The sequence below is a fragment of the Sulfuricystis thermophila genome, assembly GCF_004323595.1.
In the GTDB taxonomy this organism is placed as follows: domain Bacteria; phylum Pseudomonadota; class Gammaproteobacteria; order Burkholderiales; family Rhodocyclaceae; genus Sulfuricystis; species Sulfuricystis thermophila.
The window spans coordinates 2,289,281-2,311,655 of sequence record NZ_AP019373.1 but is presented as its reverse complement, the minus strand read 5'-3'; the positions used below and the strand labels follow the sequence as shown (position 1 = coordinate 2,311,655).

Genomic DNA, 22,375 nt, shown 5'->3' with positions numbered 1-22,375 from the left:
CAGATCAAATCGGCGCGAGAATCTTCCTATGGATTGATAGAAGCTTTTGTTGCTGTTGCGCTGCAGCACCCGCAGCGCCGCAAGGGTGCCGCCCCGCCAGCGCCGACTTTCCGAGGTAAGGAGGCGCCCGGCGGGGCGACTTCATTTCCGCCAGCGCCTATGCTCAGCGCGGCAGGACGCGAAGATCGAATTGCAGCGTCGCCAGGTCGCCCATGACCCAGGTGGCCTCCGGCGCGCCCAGGCCGGCGACGGTGCCGGGATTGACGAGCCAGGTGCTGCCGCCCTTGACGTTCGGTTCCTGGCGGATTTCCGGCACGTGGCTGTGGCCGCAGCAGACGAGATCGTAATCACCGGTGCAGGCGAAGGCGCGCCCGATGTGCGGGTAGTGGGTGATGAAGATCTTGCGGCCGCCGAGCTCGATCGCGGCATCGTTGCCGTGATAATGCAGCAGGCCCTCGGAGCGGCAGGCCAGCTTGGCGATCGCCACCGGGTCGCCGAGGTTGTTGCCATGCACGGCATGGATCGGCAGGCCGAGCTTGAGCGAAGCCTTCAGCGTATTGATGCCGATCAGGTCGCCGCAATGGATCACCGCTTCCGCGCCCTCGGTCTTCGCCAGCGCGATTGCTTCGGCGAGCAGCGGGCCGCGGTCGTGGCTGTCGGAGACGATGCAGATTTTCATACCAATAACTGCTTGCAGCCGAACGTCGTACAAAAGGCGCGGGAGATATCCGTCAGGATTTCTGTCCGCAGCGTGGCGGCGCGGCCGAGCATCAGCGAATCGTTCAGAATCGTGGGGCGGTTGAGTCGGATCCAGCTCGGGCGAGGCAAGGGTGCGTCGACGAAATCGGTTTCGCGCAGGGGAAGAGAAGCCGGGTGGGCGCCCTGCGAAGTCACCGGCAGGCACAACCAGTCTCCATATTCACCGAGCGGCTGGATCAGCAAGGCAGGTCTCCGTTTGGATGCAGAGAGGTCGGTGAAAGGAAAAGGCACGACGACGATGTCACCGCAACGGTAAGTCATTCCATGCCTCGTCTTCCGGATTGTCCCAGACATGACGCAGCGATGCGCTTTGTGCGTCCATCCAGTCGCCCCATTCGTTGCGTTCCTTGAGACGCAGAAAACGGACGAAATCGAGCACCTCGCGGGCGAGAGGCTCGGGTAGGCTGGCGGTCAGCTGGGCAACTTCATCGGCGATCTTCATCGAGCAGTATGTCGCGTCAAAGCTTGCGAAAAAATTCGTCGCGAGCGCAGCCAGGTTGGGGGAGGCCGGAGCGCAGCCACCGGAATGTATATGGAAATACATGAGGATGGCGAGCACCGCCCGACCCCAAGATGGCAAGCGCAGCAGAATTTTTCACAAGCTATCAGACGATCAGCGGGCCATGATACTCCTCGCCGTCGTTGGCCTTGGAGAAGTCGATCGAGTTGAGTGCGTTGCGAATCTTGCGGCTTTGCTCTTCCTGGTCGGCGTGCACCTGCAGCAGCGTCACGACACAGTCGCCGAGGTTGTCGTATTCGTCCTTACCGGTGCCGAACAGCATCGCCTCGTTGTAGTAGAACAGGCAGCGGAAAAGCTCGTCGCCGGTCTTGAAGACGATGAAATTGGCGCCGTTTTCCTTCCACATGATCGAAGGGCAGAGGGCGAATTCTTCCTTGAGCAAGTTGAGCTGCAATTCGGCATCGACCGGTTGCAGCGGCACGGCATGCCCGAAGCGTTCGAGCAGGGTTTGACTGATCAGGTGTTTTTCTCTGGCGCTGAAGGGCTTGATGGGGCGGGGCATGGCATCTCTCCCGGATGATTCTCGATCTGCTTATCAAACAATAAAAATTACCACCTTGTAGCAAGCTTGGCAGGCTGCGAGAATATCACCAAACCCTAATAATCAGGAGCCCAACAGAGTGAAAGAAAATTCCGTGCAGGAAGTCAAAAACACGACCTGCTACATGTGCGCTTGCCGCTGCGGTATCCGCGTACACCTCAAGGATGGCGAGGTGCGCTATATCGACGGCAACCCGAATCACCCGTTGAACAAAGGGGTGATCTGCGCCAAGGGCTCATCCGGCATCATGAAGCAGTATTCGCCGGCGCGGCTCACCCGTCCGCTCAAACGCAAGGCCGGAGCCGAGCGCGGCGCCGGCGAGTTCGAGCCGATTTCGTGGGACGAGGCCTTCGCGATCCTCGAAGAGCGCCTCGGCAAGATCCGCGCGACCGATCCGAAGAAGTTCGCGCTGTTTACCGGCCGCGACCAGATGCAGGCGCTGACCGGCCTGTTCGCGCGCCAGTTCGGTACGCCGAACTATGCGGCGCATGGCGGCTTCTGCTCGGTCAATATGGCGGCAGGGCTGATCTACACGATCGGCGGCTCGTTCTGGGAGTTCGGCGGTCCGGACCTCGACCGTGCGAAACTCTTCGTGATGATCGGCACCGCCGAGGATCACCACTCGAATCCGCTCAAGATCGCGATCTCGCAGTTCAAGCGCAATGGCGGCCGTTTCGTCTCGATCAACCCGGTGCGCACCGGTTACTCGGCGATCGCCGACGAGTGGGTGCCGATCCGGCCGGGCACCGACGGCGCTTTCCTGCTCGCGGTGATCCACGAGATCATCGAGAAGGGGCTTTATGACCGCGACTTCATCGTCCGCTACACGAATGCCGGCCAGCTCGTCAATTGCGACGAAAACGACGATGAGTTCGGCATGTTCCTGCGCACCGAGGTGCCCGAGGAAGAAGCCTGCTACGACCCGCAGGACAAGCTGTGGTGGGACCGCAAGACCAACAAGGCGGTGGTGACCCATGCCGAAGGGGCCGATCCCTGCCTGCTCGGCGAGTTCAATCTGAATGGCACGCCGGTCAAGCCCGCATTCCAGTTGCTGCTGGACCGCGTCAAGGACTACACGCCCGAGTGGGCCGAAGGCGTCACCGGCATCCCGGCCGACACCATACGCCGCCTCGCCTACGAGATGGGCGTGACCGCCCGCGACCAGCGCATCGAGCTGCCGATCGCCTGGACCGATTCCTGGGGCAAGGAACACGACACCGTCACCGGCAACCCGGTGGCCTTCCACGCCATGCGCGGACTGGCGGCGCACTCGAACGGCTTCCAGACCATCCGCGCGCTGGGCATCCTGATGTCGTTGTTGGGCACCATCGACCGTCCCGGCGGCTTCCGCCACAAGGTGCCCTTCCCGCGGCCGATCCCGCCGTGCGCGCGCACGCCGAACCACCCGAATGCCGTGCAGCCCAACAAGCCGCTCGATGGCATGGCGCTGGGCTGGCCGGCCGATCCCGACGATCTGTTCGTCGATGACGAAGGCAACCCGGTGCGCATCGACAAGGGCTTTTCCTGGGAGTATCCGCTGTCGGTGCATGGCCTGATGCACAACGTCATCACCAACGCCTGGCGCGGCGACCCCTACAAGATCGACACGCTGTTGATCTTCATGGCCAACATGGCCTGGAACTCGACGATGAACGCCGTCGAGGTGCGGAAAATGCTGAACGACAAGGACGAGAACGGCGACTACAAGATCCCGTTCATCGTCGTGGCCGATGCCTTCCAGTCCGAGATGACGGCCTTCGCCGACCTGATCCTGCCGGACACGACCTATCTCGAGCGCCACGACGTGATGTCGATCCTCGACCGGCCGATCTCGGAATTCGACGGCCCGGTCGATTCGGTGCGCATCCCCGTGCTGCCGCCGACCGGCGAATGCAAGCCCTTCCAGGAAGTGCTGATCGAGCTCGGTTCGCGCCTGAAGCTGCCGGCCTTCACCACCAAGGACGGCCAGCGCAAGTACCGCGACTATCCGGACTTCATCGTCAATTTCGAGACCGAGCCGGGCTCCGGCATCGGCTTTCTGGCCGGCTGGCGCGGCAAGGGCGGCGAGAAGTCGCTGCGCGGCGAGCCGAACCCGAACCAGTGGGAGATGTATGCGAAGAACAACTGCGTCTTCCACTACGAGCTGCCGAAGAGCTACCAGTACATGAGGAACTGGAACCAGGGCTATCTGGAGTGGAGCCAGCGCAACCGCATCACGCGCTACGCCGAGCCGATCCTGATCAACATCTACTCCGAGGTGCTGATGCGCTTCCGCCAGGCCGCGCAGGGCAAGGGCTTTTCCCGGAAACCGCCGGCGCATCTGGCGAAGCGCGTCGAAACCTTCTTCGATCCGCTACCCTTCTATTACGACACGCTCGAAGCGCAGGCCACCGACAAGCACAAGTACCCGCTCGCGGCGATCACGCAGCGGCCGATGGCCATGTACCACTCCTGGGATTCGCAGAACGCCTGGCTGCGGCAGATCCACGCCCACAACCTGCTCTACGTGAATGCGCACACGGCGCGCGTGAACGGCATCGAGGACGGCGACTGGATCTGGGTGGAATCGCAGTGGGGCAAGGTCAAGTGCATGGCCAAGCATTCCGAGGCGGTCGAGCCGGGCACGGTCTGGACCTGGAACGCCATCGGCAAGGCGGCTGGCGCCTGGGGCCTGACGCCGGACGCCAACGAATCGCAGCGCGGCTTCCTGCTCAACCACCTGATCTCGGAAGAGCTGCCTTCCTGCGAGCGCGGCTCCCAGGCAAATGCGCGGCGCGTCTCCAACTCCGACCCGATCACCGGCCAGGCGGCGTGGTATGACGTGCGTGTCAGAATCTACAAGGCGGAAGTCGGCGCTGGCGAGACGGCACGGACGGAGCCGCAGTTCGCGCCGCTCAAACCCTATCCCGGCCAGCCGGAGCGCAAGTCGATCTGGAACTACTTTGCGGGGAAAAACCCATGACTCAACTCGCGCTCGTGATCGACCTCAATGTCTGCGTCGGCTGCCATGCCTGCGTCACCAACTGCAAGGAGTGGAACACTTCCGGCGCGGCCGGCCCGCTGGTCGATTTGAACCCCTATGGCAAGGATCCGACCGGCACCTTCTTCAACCGCGTGCAGACCTTCGAGGTCGGCGAATTTCCGCACACCGAGACGGTGCATTTCCCGAAATCCTGTCTCCACTGCGAGGAGCCGCCCTGCGTGCCGGTCTGTCCGACCGGCGCTTCCTACAAACGCAAGGAGGACGGCATCGTCCTCGTCGACTACGACAAGTGCATCGGCTGCAAATATTGCTCGTGGGCCTGCCCCTATGGCGCGCGCGAGCTCGACGAGCACCAGAAGGTGATGAAGAAATGCACGCTGTGCGTCGATCGCATCTATGACACGACGATGACGGCCGAAGAGCGGCGCCCCGCCTGTGTGCGCGCCTGTCCGACCGGCGCGCGCCTGTTCGGCGACATCCACGACCCCGAGTCGGAGGTCTCGCGCGCGATCCGCGAAAACGGCGGCTATCAATTGATGCCCGAATGGGGCACGCAGCCGGCCAACCACTACCTGCCGCGGCGCAAGACCAAGCTCAGGATCCGGGAGGATGAACTCGAGCGCGCCGACAATCCGCTCAAGATCGACCGTCAGCTGCCCAGGCCGGAGAAGGCCGAGCCCGCGCTCGACGACGTCACGAGCTGGTAAGGAGAAACATCCCGATGCATCCTGCGTTTTCCGTCATTTTTCTCACCACGCTGATCGGCGCCGGTCAGGGGCTGTTCCTGGCGCTGTTCACCGTCGAGTCCTACGCGGCCTTCGGCCTGCTGCCGGCGCAGTCCGACGAGTTCTATGCTTTCGGCAGTTTCGTCGCGCTGGTGCTGCTGGCGCTGGGGCTGGTGGCGTCGTTCTTCCATCTCGGCCATCCCGAGCGCGCCTGGCGCGCGGCGGCGAAGTGGCGCACCTCGTGGCTGTCGCGCGAAGTGATCGTGTTGCCAGCCTTCATGGGCACCGTCTTCCTCTACGGCGCCGCCCACTGGGCGGGCTTCAATCCGGTGCTGGCGACGCTGCCGAGCGGCGCGCCGGTCAATCTCACGGCGGTGCTCGGCTCGATTGCCTGGTTGCTGGCCTTCGCGCTCTACATCTGCACCGGCATGATCTATGCCTGTCTGAAGTTCCTGCGCGAATGGCATACGCCGCTCACCGTGATCAATTACATCCTGCTCGGCGGCGCGTCGGGTTTCAGCCTGGGTGCGGCGCTCGCTGCGATGCTGGCGCCCGCTGTGATGCCCCTGCTGGCGGGCTGGGCGATGATCATCACCTTCCTCGGCCTGGTGGGCCGGTCGGCGACGCTGATCCGCAATGCGCGGCTGAAGCCCAAGTCGACCCTGCAAACCGCGATCGGCATCAAGCATCCACGGATCGTGCAAAAGAGCATGGGCCTGATGGGCGGCAGCTTCAACACGCGCGAGTTCTTCCATGGCCAGAAACCTGCGCTATTGCGTGCCGTGAAATGGCTGTTTCTGCTGCTGGCCTTCGTCGCGCCCATCATCCTGCTTGGCATGGGAATGTCGATGATGGCCGGCGGTGTGCTGCTGATTGCTTTCGTCATCCAGTATCTCGGCCTGCTGGCGGAGCGCTGGTTCTTCTTTGCCCAGGCCAACCATCCGCAAAATCTGTATTACCAGTCCGTCGCTTGATCTGCCTCGATTTCGATAAGTTTCTGCGATTGCCGCCAAGACGAATGGGCTATATCATTAGTCGCTGTAATTCCAACCACCCACAACTCATCGGAGGATAGACAATGAATTTCGATCGCGAACTCGATGCCCGCGGCCTCAACTGCCCGCTGCCGATTCTGCGTGCCAAGAAGGCGCTGGGCGAAATGCAAAGCGGCCAGGTGCTGCGCATCATCGCCACCGATCCGGGCTCCGTGAAGGACTTCGCGGCCTTTGCCAAGCAGACCGGCAACGAGCTGCTCTCCAGCGCCGAGAACAACAAGGAATTCGAGTTCTACATCAAGCGCAAGTAAGCCGCAGCCTCGGCCGGAAAGTCGGCGCTGGCAGGACGGCGTCGCAAAAAAGCAGAGCGCCCGAGGGCGCTCTGACTTTATTTATTCAATGCCCACATAAACAAGTTTGTTTCGATGCTGCGCCGCGATGTGGTGCATCATCGCCCGCTCGCAAAGCCGCAAGGAGGAAAGCATGAGCAATGCTGCCGAAATAGAAGCCCTGATCAACCAAAAGCTCGACGAGCTGCTGCCGCAGAAGCTGGAAGCGCTGCTCGCCGAACGCGAAGAATCGAAAACGCCGTCGATGGCGATCATCGCCACGAAGGGCACGCTGGACTGGGCCTATCCGCCCTTCATCCTGGCCTCCACCGCTGCCGCGCTGGGCTGGGATGTCACCGTCTTTTTCACCTTCTATGGCCTGAACCTCGTCAAGAAGGACGTCTCCGATCTGAAGGTGAGCCCCTTGGGCAACCCGGGCATGCCGATGAAGATGCCCTTCGGTCCGGACTGGTTCAAGAGCATCAACTGGAACATCCCGAACATCATCCAGGCCAACATTCCGGGCTTCGAGAGCTTGGCCACCAGCCTGATGCAGCAGACCATCAAGAACAACGGTGTCGCCAGCATCGAGGAGCTGCGCGCGCTGTCGCAGGAAGCCGGCGTCAAGTTCGTCGTCTGCCAGATGACCGTCGAGCTGTTCGGCTTCAGTCATGACGACTTCATCGAAGGCATGGACTATGTCGGCGCTGCCTCCTTCCTGCCGGTCGCGCAGAAGGCGGATGTGACGCTGTTCATTTGAGTAAATCAGCATCTACTTATTTGTCGTGTCGATGCAACGACAAAGCGGACCATCCGGCTGGCAGGAAGGAAGAGGCTTGCCAGCCCCGTCCGGCACGTCATAAATTGCCTTCGGCAACCGAATTGATACGCTAGTTTTTTACAACAGACCAACCATCGGGGGACTCAATGAAACTCAAAAAAATCGCCGCACTCCTCGCCATCGCCGGCCTTTCCGCACCGGCTTTCGCGACCAATGGAGACAATCTGATCGGCTTGGGCGCAATGTCACGCGCGCTCGGCGGCACCGGAACAGCAGCATTCTTCGGCGCCGAAAACACACTGACCAACCCGGCGCTGCTCGGCAAGATGAAGGGAACCGAATTCTCGATCGCCGGCACCGCTTTCATGCCGGATGTCAAGGCTTCGACAGATATTGCGATGCCGGGGACCGTTGCCAGCAAGACCAGTGATGCCGACTTTTTCGCGATTCCTGAAGTGTCGCTGGCCAATCGCCTGAACAATAACTGGACGTTCGGCCTAGGGATGTACGGTACTTCCGGTATGGGCGTGGATTACCGTGGCAATGACGGGTTGTTCCACGCTTACTCGAACCTGCAGATGATGAAGTTCGTGCCGTCCGTCGCCTACAACAACGGCAATTTCGGCTTGGGAGCTGCCTTGGCGATTCAATATGGCGCGCTCGATTTGAACTACAAGACACCTAGCGGTACCGTCGGCAACGGTAATTCATCCGATTTTGGCTATGGTGTCAATCTCGGCGCTTACTATGACGTCACCAAGGATTTCACCGTCGGTGTCACATATCAGTCCGAAATCGCCATGACTTACAAGGACCAGCTGACGACGGCGGCGGATGGCTTTGGCATTGGTCCGAACGGTATGGGTACCGTGACCTCCAACAAGCTGACACAGCCGGAAGAGATCAAGCTCGGTGTCGCCTATACGACGGGCCCCTGGCTGCTGACCGCCGACTACAAGCGGGTCAATTGGAGCAAGGCCGACGGCTACAAGACCTTCAACTGGGATGATCAGGACATCTTCGGCCTGGGTGTGAAATACAGCGGCAATGGCTGGTGGCTCGGCGCCGGCTACAACTACGGCAAGGATCCGATCAAGAAATTGCCTGATGCACAAAGCATGACCGGCTATTCGAATCAGGCAATCAACATGTTCAACAACATGTTCTTCCCGGCGATCGTCGAGAACCACTTTACCTTTGGTGGTGGCATGAACATCGGTAAGAACAGCTCGCTTGATTTCGCCGTGGTGTATGCCAGTGAGGTTTCGAAGACCATCAATACAGGCACTATTACATCCGTGATGGCTACGATGCCAACTCCTAATCCTGCTCTCATGCCTGTCAATGCCACGACCCAAAAAACCGATCACTCCCAGACCGCGGTCACCGTTTCGGTGCGCATGAACTTCTGATTGGTTTGCAACGCGAAAAAGGCCGGCCTCGCCGGCCTTTTTTTCAACCACGACAAAAATCCATACTCACGGAGGAGACATGAAAAAAATCCTGTTGGGCGCGCTGCTCGCGTTCGTTTCATTCCTCGCCCATGCGCTGCAGCCCTATTTCTACGGCGACAAGGTGCCGGGCGGAGATCTCAAGACCGCGATGGCGGCCGCCGAGCAGAAGCTCACCGCGGCCGGCTTCACGGTCGTCGGCCGGCATACGCCGCCGGGCATTGCCGGGCACGGTTCGATCGTCGTCACCGAACCCGGCCTGACGTCGGCATTGACGCAGGTCGGCGGCAAGGCGATCGTCGGCGTGCCGATCCGCGTCGGCGTCAAGGCCGATGGCACCGTGTCGTATCTGAATCTCGAATACTGGCAGCGTGCCTTCCTGCGCAACGACTACGGCAAGGCTGAAGGCGCGGTGAAGGCGGCAGCGGGCAAGCTCGCGCAGGCACTCGGCAGCGGCAAGCCCTTCGGCGGCGAGGTGAAGGCGGAAGACCTGCCGGGCTATCGCTACATGGCCGGCATGGAGCGCTTCGACGACAAGAGCGAACTCAAAACCTATCCCGGCGGCTTCGACGAGGCGGTGAAGACGATCCGCGACAATCTTGGCAAGGGCGTCGCCAAGACCGCCAAGGTCTATGAGATCGTGATGCCGGAGAAAAAGCTCGCCGTGTTCGGCGTGGCGACCAACGATCCCGAAGACGGCGAAGGCTGGTGGGTGAACAAGATCGGCGCCGAGCACATCGCCGCGCTGCCGTGGGAGATCTTCGTCGTCGACAACAAGGCGTATGCGCTGTTCGCGCGTTACCGCACGGCGCTGGCCTGGCCGGATCTGGGCATGTTCCAGTTCATGAAGATCGGCTCACACCCGGACAGCAACCAGGGCATGATGGCCAAGGTGGCGGGCGGCGCCTACGAGGGCAAGACGCAATAAACCCGCCCCCCTTCGCCCCCGTCGCGGGGGGGCTAAACAGGCTCGCTGCGCTCGCGACCATGAGGGTCTGATCAGCCGGCTCCATCGCGGGTTGTGCCATGGGTACGCGCCGCGTTGGCTCGGGGCGGCCCTGCGCAAAGTCTTCGTAGGGGCTTCTATTTGCCGCGGTCGAACAGGAACAGCGGCGCCCACAGGGCGCCCTGCAGCGTGACGGCGAGGCCGTGCAGCAGGGCGCCGGCGACGGCGGCTTCGACCGGCAGGCCGGCCGCGGCCCAGTAAGCGGCGAGGGCCGCTTCGCGCGTGCCGTAGCCGCCGATCGATACCGGCAGCGCGGTGGCGAAGAACACCGGGGCGGCGATTGCGCACAGATAGAGCGGCGGCACCTCGGCGGCGATGGCGGTGAGCGCGGCCCACAGCGCGGCGATGGTGGCGAGCTGGACGATGAGCGAGGAAACGAAGGTAAGCTGCGCCAGTCGCGCCGTTTCCGCCAACAGACGCAGCAGACGGGCCGGAAATTTGTGCGGATCGAGCGGCAGCGCCCGCCCGAGCGCACGGGCGGCGAAGGGTACGAGCACCGCGGCGAGGAGAATCGCGAGGTGCATCAGCCGCGTCGTTTGGCCGACCTCGGCATCCGGCAGGATGACGAGCGCGAGCCAGGCGCACCAGGAGAGCACGAACAGCGCCCACAGACCCGAGAGGCGGTCGAGTGCGACCGAGGCGGCGGCTTTCAACATCGGGTTGCCGAGTTTCTGCAGGGCGATCGCACGGTAGGCATCGCCGCCGAGGGTGGCGCCCGGCAGCAGCGTGTTGAGCGTGACCCCCTTGCCGTAGGCGGTCAGCAATACGCCTGCGGAGGCCGCGAGGCCGAGATGACGGGCGATGACGAACCAGCGCCATGCCGATACGACATTGGCGAGGATGCCGAGCAGCACGGCGAGCAGGAACCAGCGAAAATCGGCGCTGGCGAGACGGCTCCACAAGCCGCTGCCATCGATCGCCCAGAGGATTGCGCCGAGCAGGGCGGCCGAGACGGATGAGCGCAGCAGGAGCTTGCCGAGGCGTTTTGCTTTGTCGATCACGCCCGGATCACTTCGTGGGTGGACGCGGCGCCTCGCGCAACAGATAGTGCGCCCGGCCGGCCGGCTCGTGGTAGATGCGCACCATGATCTCGCCGAGCAGGCCCATGCCGACGAGCTGCACGCCCATCAACAGGAGCAGGATGCCCAACAGCAGCAGGGGACGGCCGCCGATGTTTTCACCCATGAACTTGAGCACCGCGAGGTAGGCGAGGATCGCGCCGCCGGGCAAGGCGAGGGCCATGCCGATGCCGCCGAAGAACTGGATCGGTCGTTGCAGATAGCGCGACATGAACTGCACCAGCAGCAGGTCGAGGATCACGCGCAGGGTGCGGTCGATGCCGTATTTCGAGGTACCGCGCGTGCGCGGGTGGTGGGAGACGACGACTTCCTTGACGCGGGCGCCGAACTGGGCGGCGAGCGCCGGCACGAAGCGGTGCAGCTCGCCATAGAGGCGCACATTGGCCAGCGCCGTGCGGCGATAGACCTTCAGCGAACAGCCATAGTCGTGCAGATGCACGCCGGTGACTTTCGAGATCAGGCCGTTGGCGATGCGCGAGGGCAGCTTGCGCTTGATCGCCGCATCCTGGCGCGCTTTACGCCAGCCGGAGAGGATATCGACCTCGGGATCTTCCTCGAGCATTTTCAAAAGGCGCGGAATGTCGGCCGGATCGTTCTGCAGGTCGCCGTCGAGGGTGACGATCACTTCGCCGCGTGCTGCGTCGAAGCCCGCCTGCATCGCCGTGGATTGGCCGTAGTTCTTCGCCAGATAGATCGGCTTGAGCCAGGGGCGCGTCGCGGCGAGCTCGGCGAGCCGCACGCCGGTACCGTCCTTCGAGCCGTCATCGACGAGCAGCGCCTCGAAATCCAGGCCGGCGAGCGCGGTTTCGAGACGGGCGACGAGCTCGTCGAGGTTCTCGATTTCGTTGTAGATGGGAATGACGACGGAGACGGCGGGGTTCATGGCAGACGACGCTGGGTGAAGAGCGAGAGGACGAATAGTAGCAACGCGCCGCTGGCGACGGTGCGTTCCAGCCAGCGCGCGCTGGCGTAGCCGCTGTCGAAGCCGGTCAGCAACCAGAGCGCGCCGCCGATGAAGAGCGCAAGCGTCAGCCAGTGGAGCAGACGCGTGCGGCAGCGCCGGCAGCAGGCGGCCAGATGCAAGCCCACGAAGCCGGACAGCCAGCCGAGCGCGGCGCCGACCAAGACATCGGTCGGCCAGTGCGCGCCGACGGCGAGCCGGGAGAGGGCGATCAGCATGGCGAGCGCGATCATGGGCAGCCAGGCACGCCAGCGCAGCGTGTGGCCGCCGACGAGCGCGACGACCGCGAAGGCCGCGGTGGAATGGCCGGAAGGCATCGCGCGGCCGCTCAAGCGCGGCCCGACGAAGTGGAACAGACCAGGGTCGAGGACGGCTGCCGGGCGCGGCATCGCCAGCCCATATTTGAGCAGATGGCTGGCGATCGATGCGACCAACACGGTGATCAAAGCGGCCGCCGCCGCATCGGGACGGCGCGCGACGAGCGGCAGCAAAATCGCGCAGGCCGGCAGCGTGTCGCCCAGCGCAGTCATGCCCGCCCAGAAGTCGTCGGGCAGCACACGGGTCGCGGCATTCACGGCGAGAAACGAGGGCACGATCGTGCCCGTGAGCGTAAGCCACGCTGCCGCGAAAAGGGCCAGGAGCGGCAGCATCCAGACGCGCGGGGCGAACAGGCGGGCCGGGAGCGGGCCGGCGGGCATTTCACGCCAGCGGTGCAGCGCGACGATGGCTGTATCGAGGCAGGCGCTCATGGGAGGATTCTCACCAGCGCGATGGTCTTGCTACGGTAGAGCAGTTCGTGGGACGGCAAGGCCGCGAGCTGATCGGCGCGCGTCAGCACCACATCGCCGGCGCGCGGCAGGCGCCGTTCGACCACGCGGCCGGCATAGACGCCGAAGCTCGGCGTGTTGAGGCCGCTCATCACCAGCGGCGCGTCGATCTCGCGCGCGATCAGTCCGGCCTGCTTGATCGGCTGCTGCAGTACGCCGCCCAGCGCCGACAGAAAGACCCAGGACAGGCAATAGGCCGCGATGACGCCCGTGACGGCGAGCTTGACCGAAACCGTGACACGCCGCTCGATCATCATCACGGCAACCAGCAGCGTGGCGGCCAGCAGCGGCAGGCGGTAGCCGAGGCCGAAGTGCGCGTCGAGGTCAATGAACATCGTCTGGTAATAGGGGTTGGCGCGCGGACGCAGCGCTTCGAGCAGATCGGGCACGAACAGCGCACCGACGAACATCACGAGCGCGGGCAGCAGCAGCCAGGGTGAGCGCGCCGCGCGCAGCGCGCGGCCGAGCAGGACCCACAGTGCGGCAGTGCCATAGAGCAGGTAATGCGGCAGCTTGTTCACGGAAAGCGAGAACAGCACGAACACCAGCGCGAACAGGATCAGCGCGTAACGGGCGAAATCGTCGCGCCAGAGGGCGCGCAGGCGGGTGCCGACGGAGAACAGCAGGCCCGTATAAGGTAAGGTGACCAGCAGCGCGACGGGAAGGTAGTAGAGCAGGCCGTAGGCGTGATGGCTGCCCATCGCGCCGGAAAAGCGGCCGACGTTGTGGCGCAGGAAGAAGCTTTCGACGAAGCCCGGCCCTTTCACCCAGGTGACGGCGACATACCACGGCAGGGCGATGGCCGCCCAGAGGAGCCAGGCGCGCCAGCGCGTGACGAAGACGAAGAAATCACGCCAGCGCCGGCTCGCCGCGCAATGCAGGAACAATGCGGCCAGCGGCAGGATGACCGCGACCGGCCCCTTGGCGAGGAAACCGAAGCCCATCGCCGCCCAGGCGATGAACAGGTCACGCGGGCGACCCTCGCGCAGCCACAGGTATTGCCAGAACACCGCAGCGGCAAGGCTGGCATCGAGCAGCGCATCGGCGATCGCCAGCCGGCCGACCAGTGCGGGGCCCATCGCGGTGGCCGTCACCAGCGCGGCGAAGGCCGCGGTTTCGGCATCAAACAGCCGACGCGCGAAATGCCAGGCGAACAGCATCGACGTCAGTCCCATCAGCGCAGAAGGCAGGCGCAGCGCGAATTCGGAAAAGCCCAAGAACGCCACCGCCGCGGCCTGCAGCCAGTAGATCAGGATCGGCTTGTCATAGCGCGGCTCACCGTTCAGATAGGTGGCGAGGAAATCGCCGCGCGCGAACATCTCCTGCGTCGCCGCGGTGAACGCCCCCTCGTCGAGGTCGATCAACGGCGTGGCCGACAGGCCGACGAAAAAGCTCAACCCTGCCGCGCAAAGCAACAGCAGCAAGAAAGGCCGCCCCCCTTCGCCCCCCTCGCGGTGGGTGCTCTTGTGCTCGCTGGGCTCGAAGGGAGGGGTGTTGGTCGTTGTCTGCATGTCTCGTGCGCCTTGCGGCGCGCGCCGCCTGCGGGCAGTGAAACCCTGCCCGCGGCTGCCGCGCCCGCTAGCCGTCCGGCCTCATGCCGGCAGGCGTGCGCGCTGGCTGCGCACCTTCTCCAGCGTGGCCAAAAAGCCCGCCAGCCGCTCACGCTCCTGCGCCACCACCATGGCCGGCGCGCGTTCGACGAAGCTCGGCGTGGCGAGCTTCTTCTCGCATTTGGCGATTTCGCCTTCGAGACGGGAGATTTCCTTGTCGAGGCGCGCCTTCTCGGCGGCGACGTCGATCTCGATCTCGATCATCAGGTGGAAAGCGCCGACGATCTGCACCGGGGCTTCGGAATCCGGCAGCGTCTCGACCGCCTTCACCGCAGAGAGCTTGGCAAGCTGAGCGAGATAGGGGGCGTAGGCGGTCAGCCGTGCCGTGTCGCCAGCGCCGATCAAGGGCACTTTCTGTGCCGGCGAGAGATTCATTTCGCCGCGCAGAGCACGGCACGAGGAAACGAGGGCCTTCAGAGTCGCCATCCACTCCTCTGCCTCCGTGTCGATTTTGCTTTCGTCGGCTTGCGGGTAGGGCGCGAGCATGATCGTTTCGCCGGATTTTCCGGCCAGGGGGGCGAGGTGCTGCCAAAGTTCCTCGGTGATGAACGGGATGAGCGGGTGGGCGAGGCGCAGCACGGTTTCCAAGACGCGCACCAGCGTCCTGCGCGTGGCGCGCTGCTGCGCCTCGGTGCCATTGGCCAGCTGCACCTTGGCGAGTTCGAGATACCAGTCGCAGTATTCGTCCCAAACGAACTCGTAGATCGCTTTGGCGAGCAGGTCGAAGCGGTAGTCGGCGAAATGTTTGGCGACTTCGGCTTCCACGCGCTGCAACAGGCTGACGATCCAGCGGTCGGCAGGGGAGAAGTCGAGCGGCAGCGCTTCATCGAGGCCGACATCCTTGCCTGTGCAGTTCATCAGCACGAAGCGCGTCGCGTTCCACAGCTTGTTGCAGAAGTTGCGGTAGCCCTCGCAACGCTGCATGTCGAACTTGATGTCGCGGCCGGGACTGGCGAGCGAAAGGAAGGTGAAGCGCAGTGCGTCGGCGCCGAAAGCCGGAATCCCATTCGGGTATTCCTTGCGCGTGCGCTTTTCGATCGCTTCGGCCTGCTTCGGGTTCATCAGCCCGGTGGTGCGTTTCCTGACCAGGGTTTCCAGATCGATGCCGTCGACGAGGTCGATCGGGTCGAGCACGTTGCCTTTGCTCTTGCTCATCTTCTGGCCTTCGGCATCGCGGATCAGGCCATGCACATAGACGTGCTTGAAGGGAATCTTGCCGGTGATGTGCTTGGTCATCATCACCATGCGCGCGACCCAGAAGAAGATGATGTCGAAGCCGGTGACCAGCACCGAGGAGGGCAGATACAGATCGAGCGCCGGATTCGACTTGGCCGGATACTCGGGCGTCCAGTCGAGCGTCGAAAACGGCCACAAGGCCGATGAATACCAGGTATCGAGCACGTCGGGATCGCGCGTCAGTCCGCCGTCGTAACCCTCGGCGCGGGCGAGCCGGTAGGCTTCATCCTCGTCATGCGCGACCCAGATGCGGCCATCGTCGCCATACCAGGCGGGAATCTGATGGCCCCACCACAGCTGCCTTGAAATACACCAGTCCTGGATGTTGGTCAGCCACTGGTTGTAGGTATTCACCCAGTTCTCGGGCACGAACTTGATCTCGCCGCTGGCGACACAGTCGAGCGCCTTCTGCGCGATGCTCCTGCCATCCGCCGTGGGCTTCGTCATGGCGACGAACCACTGGTCGGTGAGCATCGGCTCGATCACCGCGCCGGTGCGGTCACCTCTGGGCACCATCAGCCTGTGGGGTTTCACCGAGACCAACAGGCCTGCCGTTTCGAGGTCGGCGACGATGGCCTGACGGGCTGCGTAACGGTCCAGGCCGCGATACTTTTCTGGACCGTGCTCGTTGATGCGCGCATCGAGCGTGAAGATGTTGATCGGCACGAGCCCGTGCCGGTGGCCGACCTGCCAGTCGTTGAAGTCGTGCGCCGGGGTGATCTTCACACAGCCGGTGCCGAATTCGCGGTCGACGTAGGCGTCGGCGATGATCGGGATCGTCCGGCCGGTGAGCGGCAGATGCACCTGTTTGCCGATGAGGCGCCGGTAACGTTCGTCTTCGGGATGCACGGCAACGGCGACGTCGCCGAGCAGGGTTTCCGGCCGCGTCGTGGCGACGACCAGCGCGCCTTCACCCTCGACGAACGGATAACGAATCTCCCACATGAAGCCGTCTTCTTCCTCGCTGACGACTTCGAGATCGGAGACCGCGGTGAGCAGCTTCGGGTCCCAGTTGACCAGCCGTTTGCCGCGGTAGATCAGTCCTTCGCGGTAGAGGCGCACGAAGGTCTCGGTGACGATCTTGGAGAGCCCCGCGTCCATCGTGAAGCGCTCGCGGCCCCAGTCGCACGAAGCGCCGAGCCGCCGCATCTGCTGCGTGATCGTGCCGCCCGAATAGGCTTTCCATTCCCAGACCTTTTCGAGGAACTTCTCGCGACCCAGATCGTGGCGCGAGATGCCCTGTGCGTCCAGTTGCCGCTCGACGACGATTTGCGTCGCGATGCCGGCATGGTCGGTGCCCGGCTGCCAGAGGGTGTTGGCGCCGCGCATGCGGTGGTAGCGCACCAGACAGTCCATGATCGACTGGTTGAAGCCATGTCCCATGTGCAGCGTGCCGGTGACATTGGGCGGCGGCAGCAGGATGCAGAAATTGTCTTTCTTGGTGGTGTCGAGGCCGGCGGCGAAGTAGCCGCGCGACTCCCAGAGCGGATACCAGCGGCGTTCGATGCCGGCGGGTTCAAAGCTTTTGGCGAGTGATTCCATGTTTCAGTGTTTCGAGCAAATTCGGCAACAGGGTCTGGCGTGCGTCGGCCTCCAGCGCGGCGAGGAGCTGCGGGGTGGCTGCGGCGAGCGCCGTGGGCAGGGCCTGGTCGAGCCAGGCGGCGAGCGCGGTTTCCAGTTCGCCTTGCAAGGGCGCCAACAAGGCGTCGGGATCCAGCGGGCCGGTGGCGGTATCGGAAACGACCTCCGTCAGCAGCGGAATGGTTTCGGCTGTCTCGGCGGCAGAAACTGGGGCGGGTTCTGCAGGCGGTGGACTCACCGGCCGGGCGACGAAGCTGCGGTAACGCCGCATCAACGCATCGGCCTGCGTGATCAGATCATCATCGGCGCGCATTGCATTCCCGTGGAAACGTCGTGGTTCTCGATCGGATAACCGCGGTCGCGGTAAAACTTGAAGCGTTCCCGCGCCGGCAGGCGGTCCGCATCGGCAGTCGAAACGACCTCGACGAGAAAGTCGAAGCGCGAAAACGCCGCTGGCAGCTCGTTGCTCAGATTGACGAGGCAGGTATCGAATGGCGGGTCGTCGAGCCGCTCGGCGATCAGGATCGGGGTCTCGCCTGCGAGCGACGAATCGGCACGACAATGCGGCACGAAGGAAAGTGCCGGTTGCGTCCATAGCAGGCGGTCGAGCCGCTCGGCATCCTCGACCGCGGGGGCATAGACGAGCACCGCCGGGCGGGCAGCCGGCGCTATGGCGCGCTCCGTCCAGACGCGCTGCAGCCATTGCGCGGTCGACTGGATGCGATCGGCCGCGCCGTGCAGGAAGAAGATGCGTGTCATCGCCTGATCGGCTACTTCCGTGCCGTCCCGTCAGCGCCGACTTTCCGTGAGCCGCCAGTCTCGGCTTTCGCCGCCCGTTCCAGCAGGAAATGGGTCAGCAGCGGCACCGGCCGACCGGTCGAACCCTTTTCCTTGCCGCTCTTGTAGGCAGTGCCGGCGATGTCGAGGTGTGCCCAGTCGTATTTCTTCGTGAAGCGCGACAGGAAACAGGCGGCGGTGATGGTGCCGGCGGGTCGGCCGCCGATGTTGCCCATGTCGGCGAAGTTGCTCTTCAACTGCTCCTGATAATCCTCGAACAAGGGGAGCTGCCAGGCGCGATCCCAGGCGGCATTGCCGGCATCGATGAGTTCGTGCGCCAGGCTGTCGTGGTTGGCGAGCAGTCCGCTGACGACGTGGCCGAGCGCGATCACGCAGGCGCCGGTGAGCGTGGCGACGTCGATCACGCAGTCGGGTTCGAAGCGTTCGACGTAGGTCAGCGCATCGCAGAGGATCAGGCGCCCTTCGGCATCGGTATTGAGGATCTCGATGGTCTGGCCGGACATCGAGGTGACGATGTCGCCCGGACGGCTCGCGCCGCCGCCCGGCATGTTCTCGACGGTGGGCACCACGGCGATGACGTTGAGCGGCAGTTTCATCTGCGCCGCGGCCTTGATCGTGGCCAGCACGCTGGCGGCGCCCGACATGTCGAACTTCATCTCGTCCATGTCCTGCGGCGGCTTGAGCGAAATGCCGCCGGTATCGAAGGTGACCCCCTTGCCGACCAGCACGATCGGCTTGTCGTTCGCCTTGCCGCCGTGGTATTTCAGGACGATGAACTGCGGCGGCTCCTTCGAGCCCTTGGCCACCGCCAGGAGCGCATTCATGCCGAGCCGTTCCATCTCTTCGCGGCCGAGCACCTCGATTTCCAGCCCGTGCTCGCCGGCCAGGGTTCGCGCCTGCTCGGCAAGGTAAGTCGGCGTGCAGACATTGCCCGGCAGATTGGCGAGGTTTTTCATCAATTGCATCGCGGCGGCGATGGCTTGCCCTTCGAGCAGGGCTTGTTCAGCGGCGGCGAGTTCGCTGCGCCGTTCGACGCAGAAAGTCAGTTTGCGCAGCGGTCGGCGAACTTCGTCTTTTTTCGACTTCATCTGGTCGAAGCGATAGAGCGTCTCTTCGACGGCCATCACCGCCTGACGCACGCGCCAGGCGACATCACGTTTTTTGACCGCCAGCTCGGTCAAGTACAGCGTGCCGTCGAAACCGCCGGTTTCATTCAGGGTGCGCACCGCCGTGGTGATGGCGTTGCGATATTCTTTTTCACGGAATTCGCGTTCCTTGCCCAGACCGACGAGCAGCACGCGGTCGGCCTCCGTGCCCGGCACCTTGTGCAGCAGCAGCGTCGTGCCCGCCTTGCCTTCCATGTCACCGCGCCGCAACAGTTCGGAAAGATAGCCGCGGGCCGCGTTGTCGATCAATTCCGCGGGCAGGGAAAGCTTGCGAGGCTCGAAAACCCCGACGACGACACAGGCCGTACGCTGCTTTTCCGGGTTTCCGCTCTTTATGCTAAATTCCACCGTAGGCTCCTGGAAATGGAAAAAAGCGAAGTTTAAGCAATTTTCCGGCATTTTCGGCGCCAAGAACGAAGATCCGCAAATTTCCCCCTCGATCCGCAGCAATGATTTTCCGGCGAGCCGCCCAACGCGAGTTTGCGCAAACCGCCAGCGCGGTTTTTGTCGCCCTTTTCGCCATTCTTCTCTCCGTCCAGCTGATCCGCTTGCTCAAAACCGCCGCGAGCGGTGGCACGGCTTCCGAGGCCGTCGCCGCGCTGCTCGGTTTCGGTGCGCTGCAATACCTGCCCGTGGTGTTGTCGCTGACGCTGTTCGTGTCGATTTTGCTCACCCTATCGCGGGGTTATCGTGATTCCGAGATGGTGATCTGGTTTTCTTCCGGCGTGCCGCTGACGGCCTGGGTAAGACCGGTACTGCGTTTCGCCTTGCCGGTGACGTTGGTGATCGCCGTGTTGGCGTTGTTCCTGGCCCCCTGGGCGATCGACAAGCGCTCGGAATACGTGCAGCGCATGGATCGGCGCGACGATCTGGCGCGTGTCACACCGGGCGCTTTCAATGAATCGGCGCGCGGCGACCGGGTGTTTTTCGTCGAATCGGTTCCGGAGACCGACGGTCAGCCGGATCAGGTCAGGAATATCTTCATCAGTTTGGTGCAACATGGTCGGCAGGGCGTCGTGGCGGCTGCGCAGGGTCATGTCGAGGTCGCGGAAAACGGCGACAAGTTCATCGTCCTCACTCGTGGCCGGCGCTATGAAGGCACCGCCGGACAAGCGGAATATCGCCTGATGGCCTTCGACCGCTATGCGGTGCGCATCGAGGCCGCGGAGGATTCGGGCCGCATCGAGAAATCGGCCAGGAGCCTGTCGACCTGGGCGCTGCTGCAGGAGCCCAGCGCCGCCAACCTGGGCGAGCTGGTGTGGCGGATCGGCCAACCTCTGTCGGCGCTGGTGCTAGCCTTGCTGGCGATTCCACTATCCTTCGTCAATCCGCGTGCCGGGCGTACGAACAACCTGATCTTCGCCTTGCTGACCTTCATGATTTACAACAACCTGCTCTCGGTCAGTCAGGCCTGGGTGGCGCAAGGGCGCATTTCCTTCGCCGCCGGCGCCTGGACGGTGCATGTGCTGATGCTCGTCCTGCTGATCGCGTCGTTCTGGAAACGCCTGGCGGTGTTTTCGCCCTGGCGTCTGCTGCGGGGTTGAAATGCAGGTCTATGAGCGTCATCTGGCCCGCGAGATCTACGGCGATGTGTTGCTCGTGCTGGCGGCATTCCTCGCGCTGTTCGCTTTTTTCGATCTGATCCACGAGCTGGAGTCGGTCGGCAAGGGCGGCTATGCGCTGCATCATGCGCTCGCCTTCGTCACGTTGAGCCTGCCGGGGCGTGCCTACGAGATCCTGCCGATCGCCGTGCTGATCGGCACGCTCTATGGCCTGACCTTGTTGGCACATCATTCGGAAATCACCGTCCTGCGGGCTTCGGGCTTGGCCACCGGCGAGTTGTTGCTCACGCTGGCGAAGATCGGCAGCCTCTTCGTCGTCCTGACGCTGCTGCTGGGCGAGTTCGTCGCCCCACAGACCGAGCGCATGGCCCGGCAGCTGCAATTGACCGCCAAGAGCAGCGTGGTGGGCCAGGCTTTCCGTTCCGGGCTGTGGGTCAAGGATGGCCGTTCGTTCATCAATGTCCGCGAGGTATTGCCGGATACCCGCCTGCGCGGCATCCGGGTCTATTCCTTCGATGACGAATTTCGCCTGCGTTCGATCAGCGAGGCCGAAGAGGGCGTTTATCTGCCTTCGGGCCAGTGGCGCCTGGACAATGTCGCGCAGACCCTGTTCGAGGACGAGAAAGCCAGCGTGGTGCGGCAGCCCACCGTCGATTGGCAATCCGCGCTCAATCCCGACATTCTCGCCGTGCTGCTCGTCCAGCCGGATCGTATGTCGCTGGTCAATCTCTACCAGTACATCCGCCATTTGAGCGAGAACCGACAGAAAACCGAACGCTATGAGATCGCGCTGTGGAAGAAGCTGGTCTATCCCTTGGCCGCGTTGGTGATGATGGCGCTCGCCCTGCCGTTCGCGTATATCCACGAGCGTACGGTGGCGGTGAGCGCCAAGGTGTTCGCCGGCGTGATGCTGGGCATCGTCTTTTACATGCTCAACGGCCTGTTTGCGCACCTGGGCATCATCAATCACTGGACACCGTGGGTCGCCGCCGTGGCGCCGAGCGTCATGTTCCTGTGGGCGGCGGGTTCGCTGCTGTGGTGGGTGGAACGAAGATGATGCGCGTGCCCGCCAGCCGGTCGTGCAGGAATTGCCGGTCGCGGTCGAAAAACGCCCAGAGCAGTCCCGCGCCGTAAAACAGCACGCTGGGCCAGCTCAGGATCTGGCGCAGCAATAGTTGGCCCAAGGAGGGCGGCGTGCCGTCGATGCCGACGAGGCGCAGCCGCCAGGTCTTCATCGCCAGCGTCTGACCGCCGTGCCGCCATTGCCAGACGAAATAAACGAGGACGACGATGCAGACATGAGCGATCAGCAACGGTCCGGGCGCGACGATGCCGAACGCCATGCCAAGCGCGAGTTGCGGCAGCAGGAAGGCGACGAGCAGCACGCCGGCGAGCAGCAGGGTTTCGTAAAACAGGCTGGCCAAGCGGCGCCGCAGGCTGGCGCGCGGAAGGGGTGTCACCGTTC

22 protein-coding genes are annotated in these 22,375 nt (G+C 63.5%); 9 read left to right on the top strand and 13 right to left on the bottom strand.

The features are described 5' to 3' along the window. Positions 1-163: 163 nt before the first annotated feature. From M52SOB_RS11625 to M52SOB_RS11610, 4 genes are all read right to left on the bottom strand, one after another. The gene (locus tag M52SOB_RS11625; RefSeq protein ID WP_131111961.1) at positions 164-679 is read right to left on the bottom strand and encodes a metallophosphoesterase family protein; all 516 of its coding nucleotides are present in this window, start codon (positions 677-679) and stop codon (positions 164-166) included. Continuing rightward, positions 676-1,020, bottom strand: a complete 345-nt coding sequence (locus M52SOB_RS11620; RefSeq protein ID WP_172601830.1) for a type II toxin-antitoxin system PemK/MazF family toxin — start codon at positions 1,018-1,020, stop codon at positions 676-678. Before M52SOB_RS11620 ends, M52SOB_RS11625 begins: the two co-directional genes overlap by 4 nt. Continuing rightward, on the bottom strand, positions 1,001-1,201 hold the full coding sequence (locus M52SOB_RS11615) for a hypothetical protein (RefSeq protein WP_131111959.1): 201 nt from the start codon (positions 1,199-1,201) through the stop codon (positions 1,001-1,003). The genes M52SOB_RS11620 and M52SOB_RS11615 overlap by 20 nt, the downstream gene beginning before the upstream one ends. A 163-nt stretch (positions 1,202-1,364) precedes the next feature. Further along, the gene (locus M52SOB_RS11610; protein ID WP_284155097.1) at positions 1,365-1,781 is read right to left on the bottom strand and encodes a hypothetical protein; all 417 of its coding nucleotides are present in this window, start codon (positions 1,779-1,781) and stop codon (positions 1,365-1,367) included. Between the two features lie 118 nt (positions 1,782-1,899). Between M52SOB_RS11610 and M52SOB_RS11605 the strand changes: the two genes are divergently transcribed. The 7 genes from M52SOB_RS11605 to M52SOB_RS11575 all read left to right on the top strand — a co-directional run bounded on the left by M52SOB_RS11605 (position 1,900) and on the right by M52SOB_RS11575 (position 10,012). Beyond that, on the top strand, positions 1,900-4,782 hold the full coding sequence (locus M52SOB_RS11605; RefSeq protein WP_284155096.1) for a molybdopterin oxidoreductase family protein: 2,883 nt from the start codon (positions 1,900-1,902) through the stop codon (positions 4,780-4,782). After that, the gene (locus M52SOB_RS11600; RefSeq protein WP_131111958.1) at positions 4,779-5,510 is read left to right on the top strand and encodes a 4Fe-4S dicluster domain-containing protein; all 732 of its coding nucleotides are present in this window, start codon (positions 4,779-4,781) and stop codon (positions 5,508-5,510) included. Before M52SOB_RS11605 ends, M52SOB_RS11600 begins: the two co-directional genes overlap by 4 nt. Before the next feature lie 14 nt (positions 5,511-5,524). Next, complete coding sequence (locus tag M52SOB_RS11595; RefSeq protein ID WP_131111957.1) at positions 5,525-6,502, top strand: dimethyl sulfoxide reductase anchor subunit family protein; 978 nt, start codon at positions 5,525-5,527, stop codon at positions 6,500-6,502. A 104-nt stretch (positions 6,503-6,606) separates the two neighbouring features. Next, the gene (locus M52SOB_RS11590) at positions 6,607-6,834 is read left to right on the top strand and encodes a sulfurtransferase TusA family protein (protein ID WP_126446824.1); all 228 of its coding nucleotides are present in this window, start codon (positions 6,607-6,609) and stop codon (positions 6,832-6,834) included. Between the two features lie 283 nt (positions 6,835-7,117). Next, positions 7,118-7,612: a sulfur carrier protein DsrE2 gene (dsrE2, locus tag M52SOB_RS11585; protein WP_131112529.1), complete on the top strand. Its 495-nt coding sequence runs from the start codon at positions 7,118-7,120 to the stop codon at positions 7,610-7,612. 167 nt (positions 7,613-7,779) lie between these two features. Then, positions 7,780-9,045 (top strand): OmpP1/FadL family transporter, encoded by a 1,266-nt coding sequence (locus M52SOB_RS11580; RefSeq protein ID WP_131111956.1) that lies wholly within the window; start codon positions 7,780-7,782, stop codon positions 9,043-9,045. Positions 9,046-9,124: 79 nt separating this feature from the next. After that, positions 9,125-10,012 (top strand): hypothetical protein, encoded by an 888-nt coding sequence (locus M52SOB_RS11575; protein ID WP_131111955.1) that lies wholly within the window; start codon positions 9,125-9,127, stop codon positions 10,010-10,012. 155 nt (positions 10,013-10,167) lie between these two features. On the opposite strand, the gene M52SOB_RS11570 is transcribed toward M52SOB_RS11575, so the two are convergent. From M52SOB_RS11570 to M52SOB_RS11535, 8 genes are all read right to left on the bottom strand, one after another. After that, on the bottom strand, positions 10,168-11,091 hold the full coding sequence (locus M52SOB_RS11570; protein ID WP_172601828.1) for a lysylphosphatidylglycerol synthase transmembrane domain-containing protein: 924 nt from the start codon (positions 11,089-11,091) through the stop codon (positions 10,168-10,170). Between the two features lie 7 nt (positions 11,092-11,098). Next, on the bottom strand, positions 11,099-12,052 hold the full coding sequence (locus M52SOB_RS11565) for a glycosyltransferase family 2 protein (RefSeq protein WP_131111953.1): 954 nt from the start codon (positions 12,050-12,052) through the stop codon (positions 11,099-11,101). Next, positions 12,049-12,879: a phosphatase PAP2 family protein gene (locus M52SOB_RS11560; RefSeq protein WP_131111952.1), complete on the bottom strand. Its 831-nt coding sequence runs from the start codon at positions 12,877-12,879 to the stop codon at positions 12,049-12,051. Before M52SOB_RS11560 ends, M52SOB_RS11565 begins: the two co-directional genes overlap by 4 nt. Then, positions 12,876-14,468, bottom strand: a complete 1,593-nt coding sequence (locus M52SOB_RS11555; protein WP_131111951.1) for an ArnT family glycosyltransferase — start codon at positions 14,466-14,468, stop codon at positions 12,876-12,878. The genes M52SOB_RS11560 and M52SOB_RS11555 overlap by 4 nt, the downstream gene beginning before the upstream one ends. An 81-nt stretch (positions 14,469-14,549) precedes the next feature. Beyond that, positions 14,550-17,345, bottom strand: a complete 2,796-nt coding sequence (locus M52SOB_RS11550) for a valine--tRNA ligase (protein WP_131111950.1) — start codon at positions 17,343-17,345, stop codon at positions 14,550-14,552. Beyond that, the gene (locus M52SOB_RS11545) at positions 17,320-17,697 is read right to left on the bottom strand and encodes a hypothetical protein (RefSeq protein ID WP_131111949.1); all 378 of its coding nucleotides are present in this window, start codon (positions 17,695-17,697) and stop codon (positions 17,320-17,322) included. Before M52SOB_RS11545 ends, M52SOB_RS11550 begins: the two co-directional genes overlap by 26 nt. Beyond that, the gene (locus M52SOB_RS11540) at positions 17,676-18,143 is read right to left on the bottom strand and encodes a DNA polymerase III subunit chi (RefSeq protein WP_131111948.1); all 468 of its coding nucleotides are present in this window, start codon (positions 18,141-18,143) and stop codon (positions 17,676-17,678) included. Before M52SOB_RS11540 ends, M52SOB_RS11545 begins: the two co-directional genes overlap by 22 nt. An 11-nt stretch (positions 18,144-18,154) precedes the next feature. Then, positions 18,155-19,696, bottom strand: a complete 1,542-nt coding sequence (locus M52SOB_RS11535; protein ID WP_172601827.1) for a leucyl aminopeptidase — start codon at positions 19,694-19,696, stop codon at positions 18,155-18,157. A 101-nt stretch (positions 19,697-19,797) separates the two neighbouring features. Between M52SOB_RS11535 and lptF the strand changes: the two genes are divergently transcribed. Further along, positions 19,798-20,892 carry an LPS export ABC transporter permease LptF gene (gene lptF / locus M52SOB_RS11530; RefSeq protein ID WP_131111947.1) on the top strand — a complete coding sequence of 365 codons (1,095 nt, stop codon included), beginning with the start codon at positions 19,798-19,800 and terminating at the stop codon, positions 20,890-20,892. Between the two features lies 1 nt (position 20,893). After that, a complete protein-coding gene (gene lptG / locus M52SOB_RS11525) occupies positions 20,894-21,967 on the top strand; it encodes an LPS export ABC transporter permease LptG (RefSeq protein WP_131111946.1) in 1,074 nt (357 codons plus the stop codon). On the opposite strand, the gene M52SOB_RS11520 is transcribed toward lptG, so the two are convergent. After that, positions 21,915-22,370 carry an RDD family protein gene (locus M52SOB_RS11520; protein WP_284155095.1) on the bottom strand — a complete coding sequence of 152 codons (456 nt, stop codon included), beginning with the start codon at positions 22,368-22,370 and terminating at the stop codon, positions 21,915-21,917. The two genes, lptG and M52SOB_RS11520, sit on opposite strands and share 53 nt — an antisense overlap. Between the last annotated feature and the right edge of the window lie 5 nt (positions 22,371-22,375).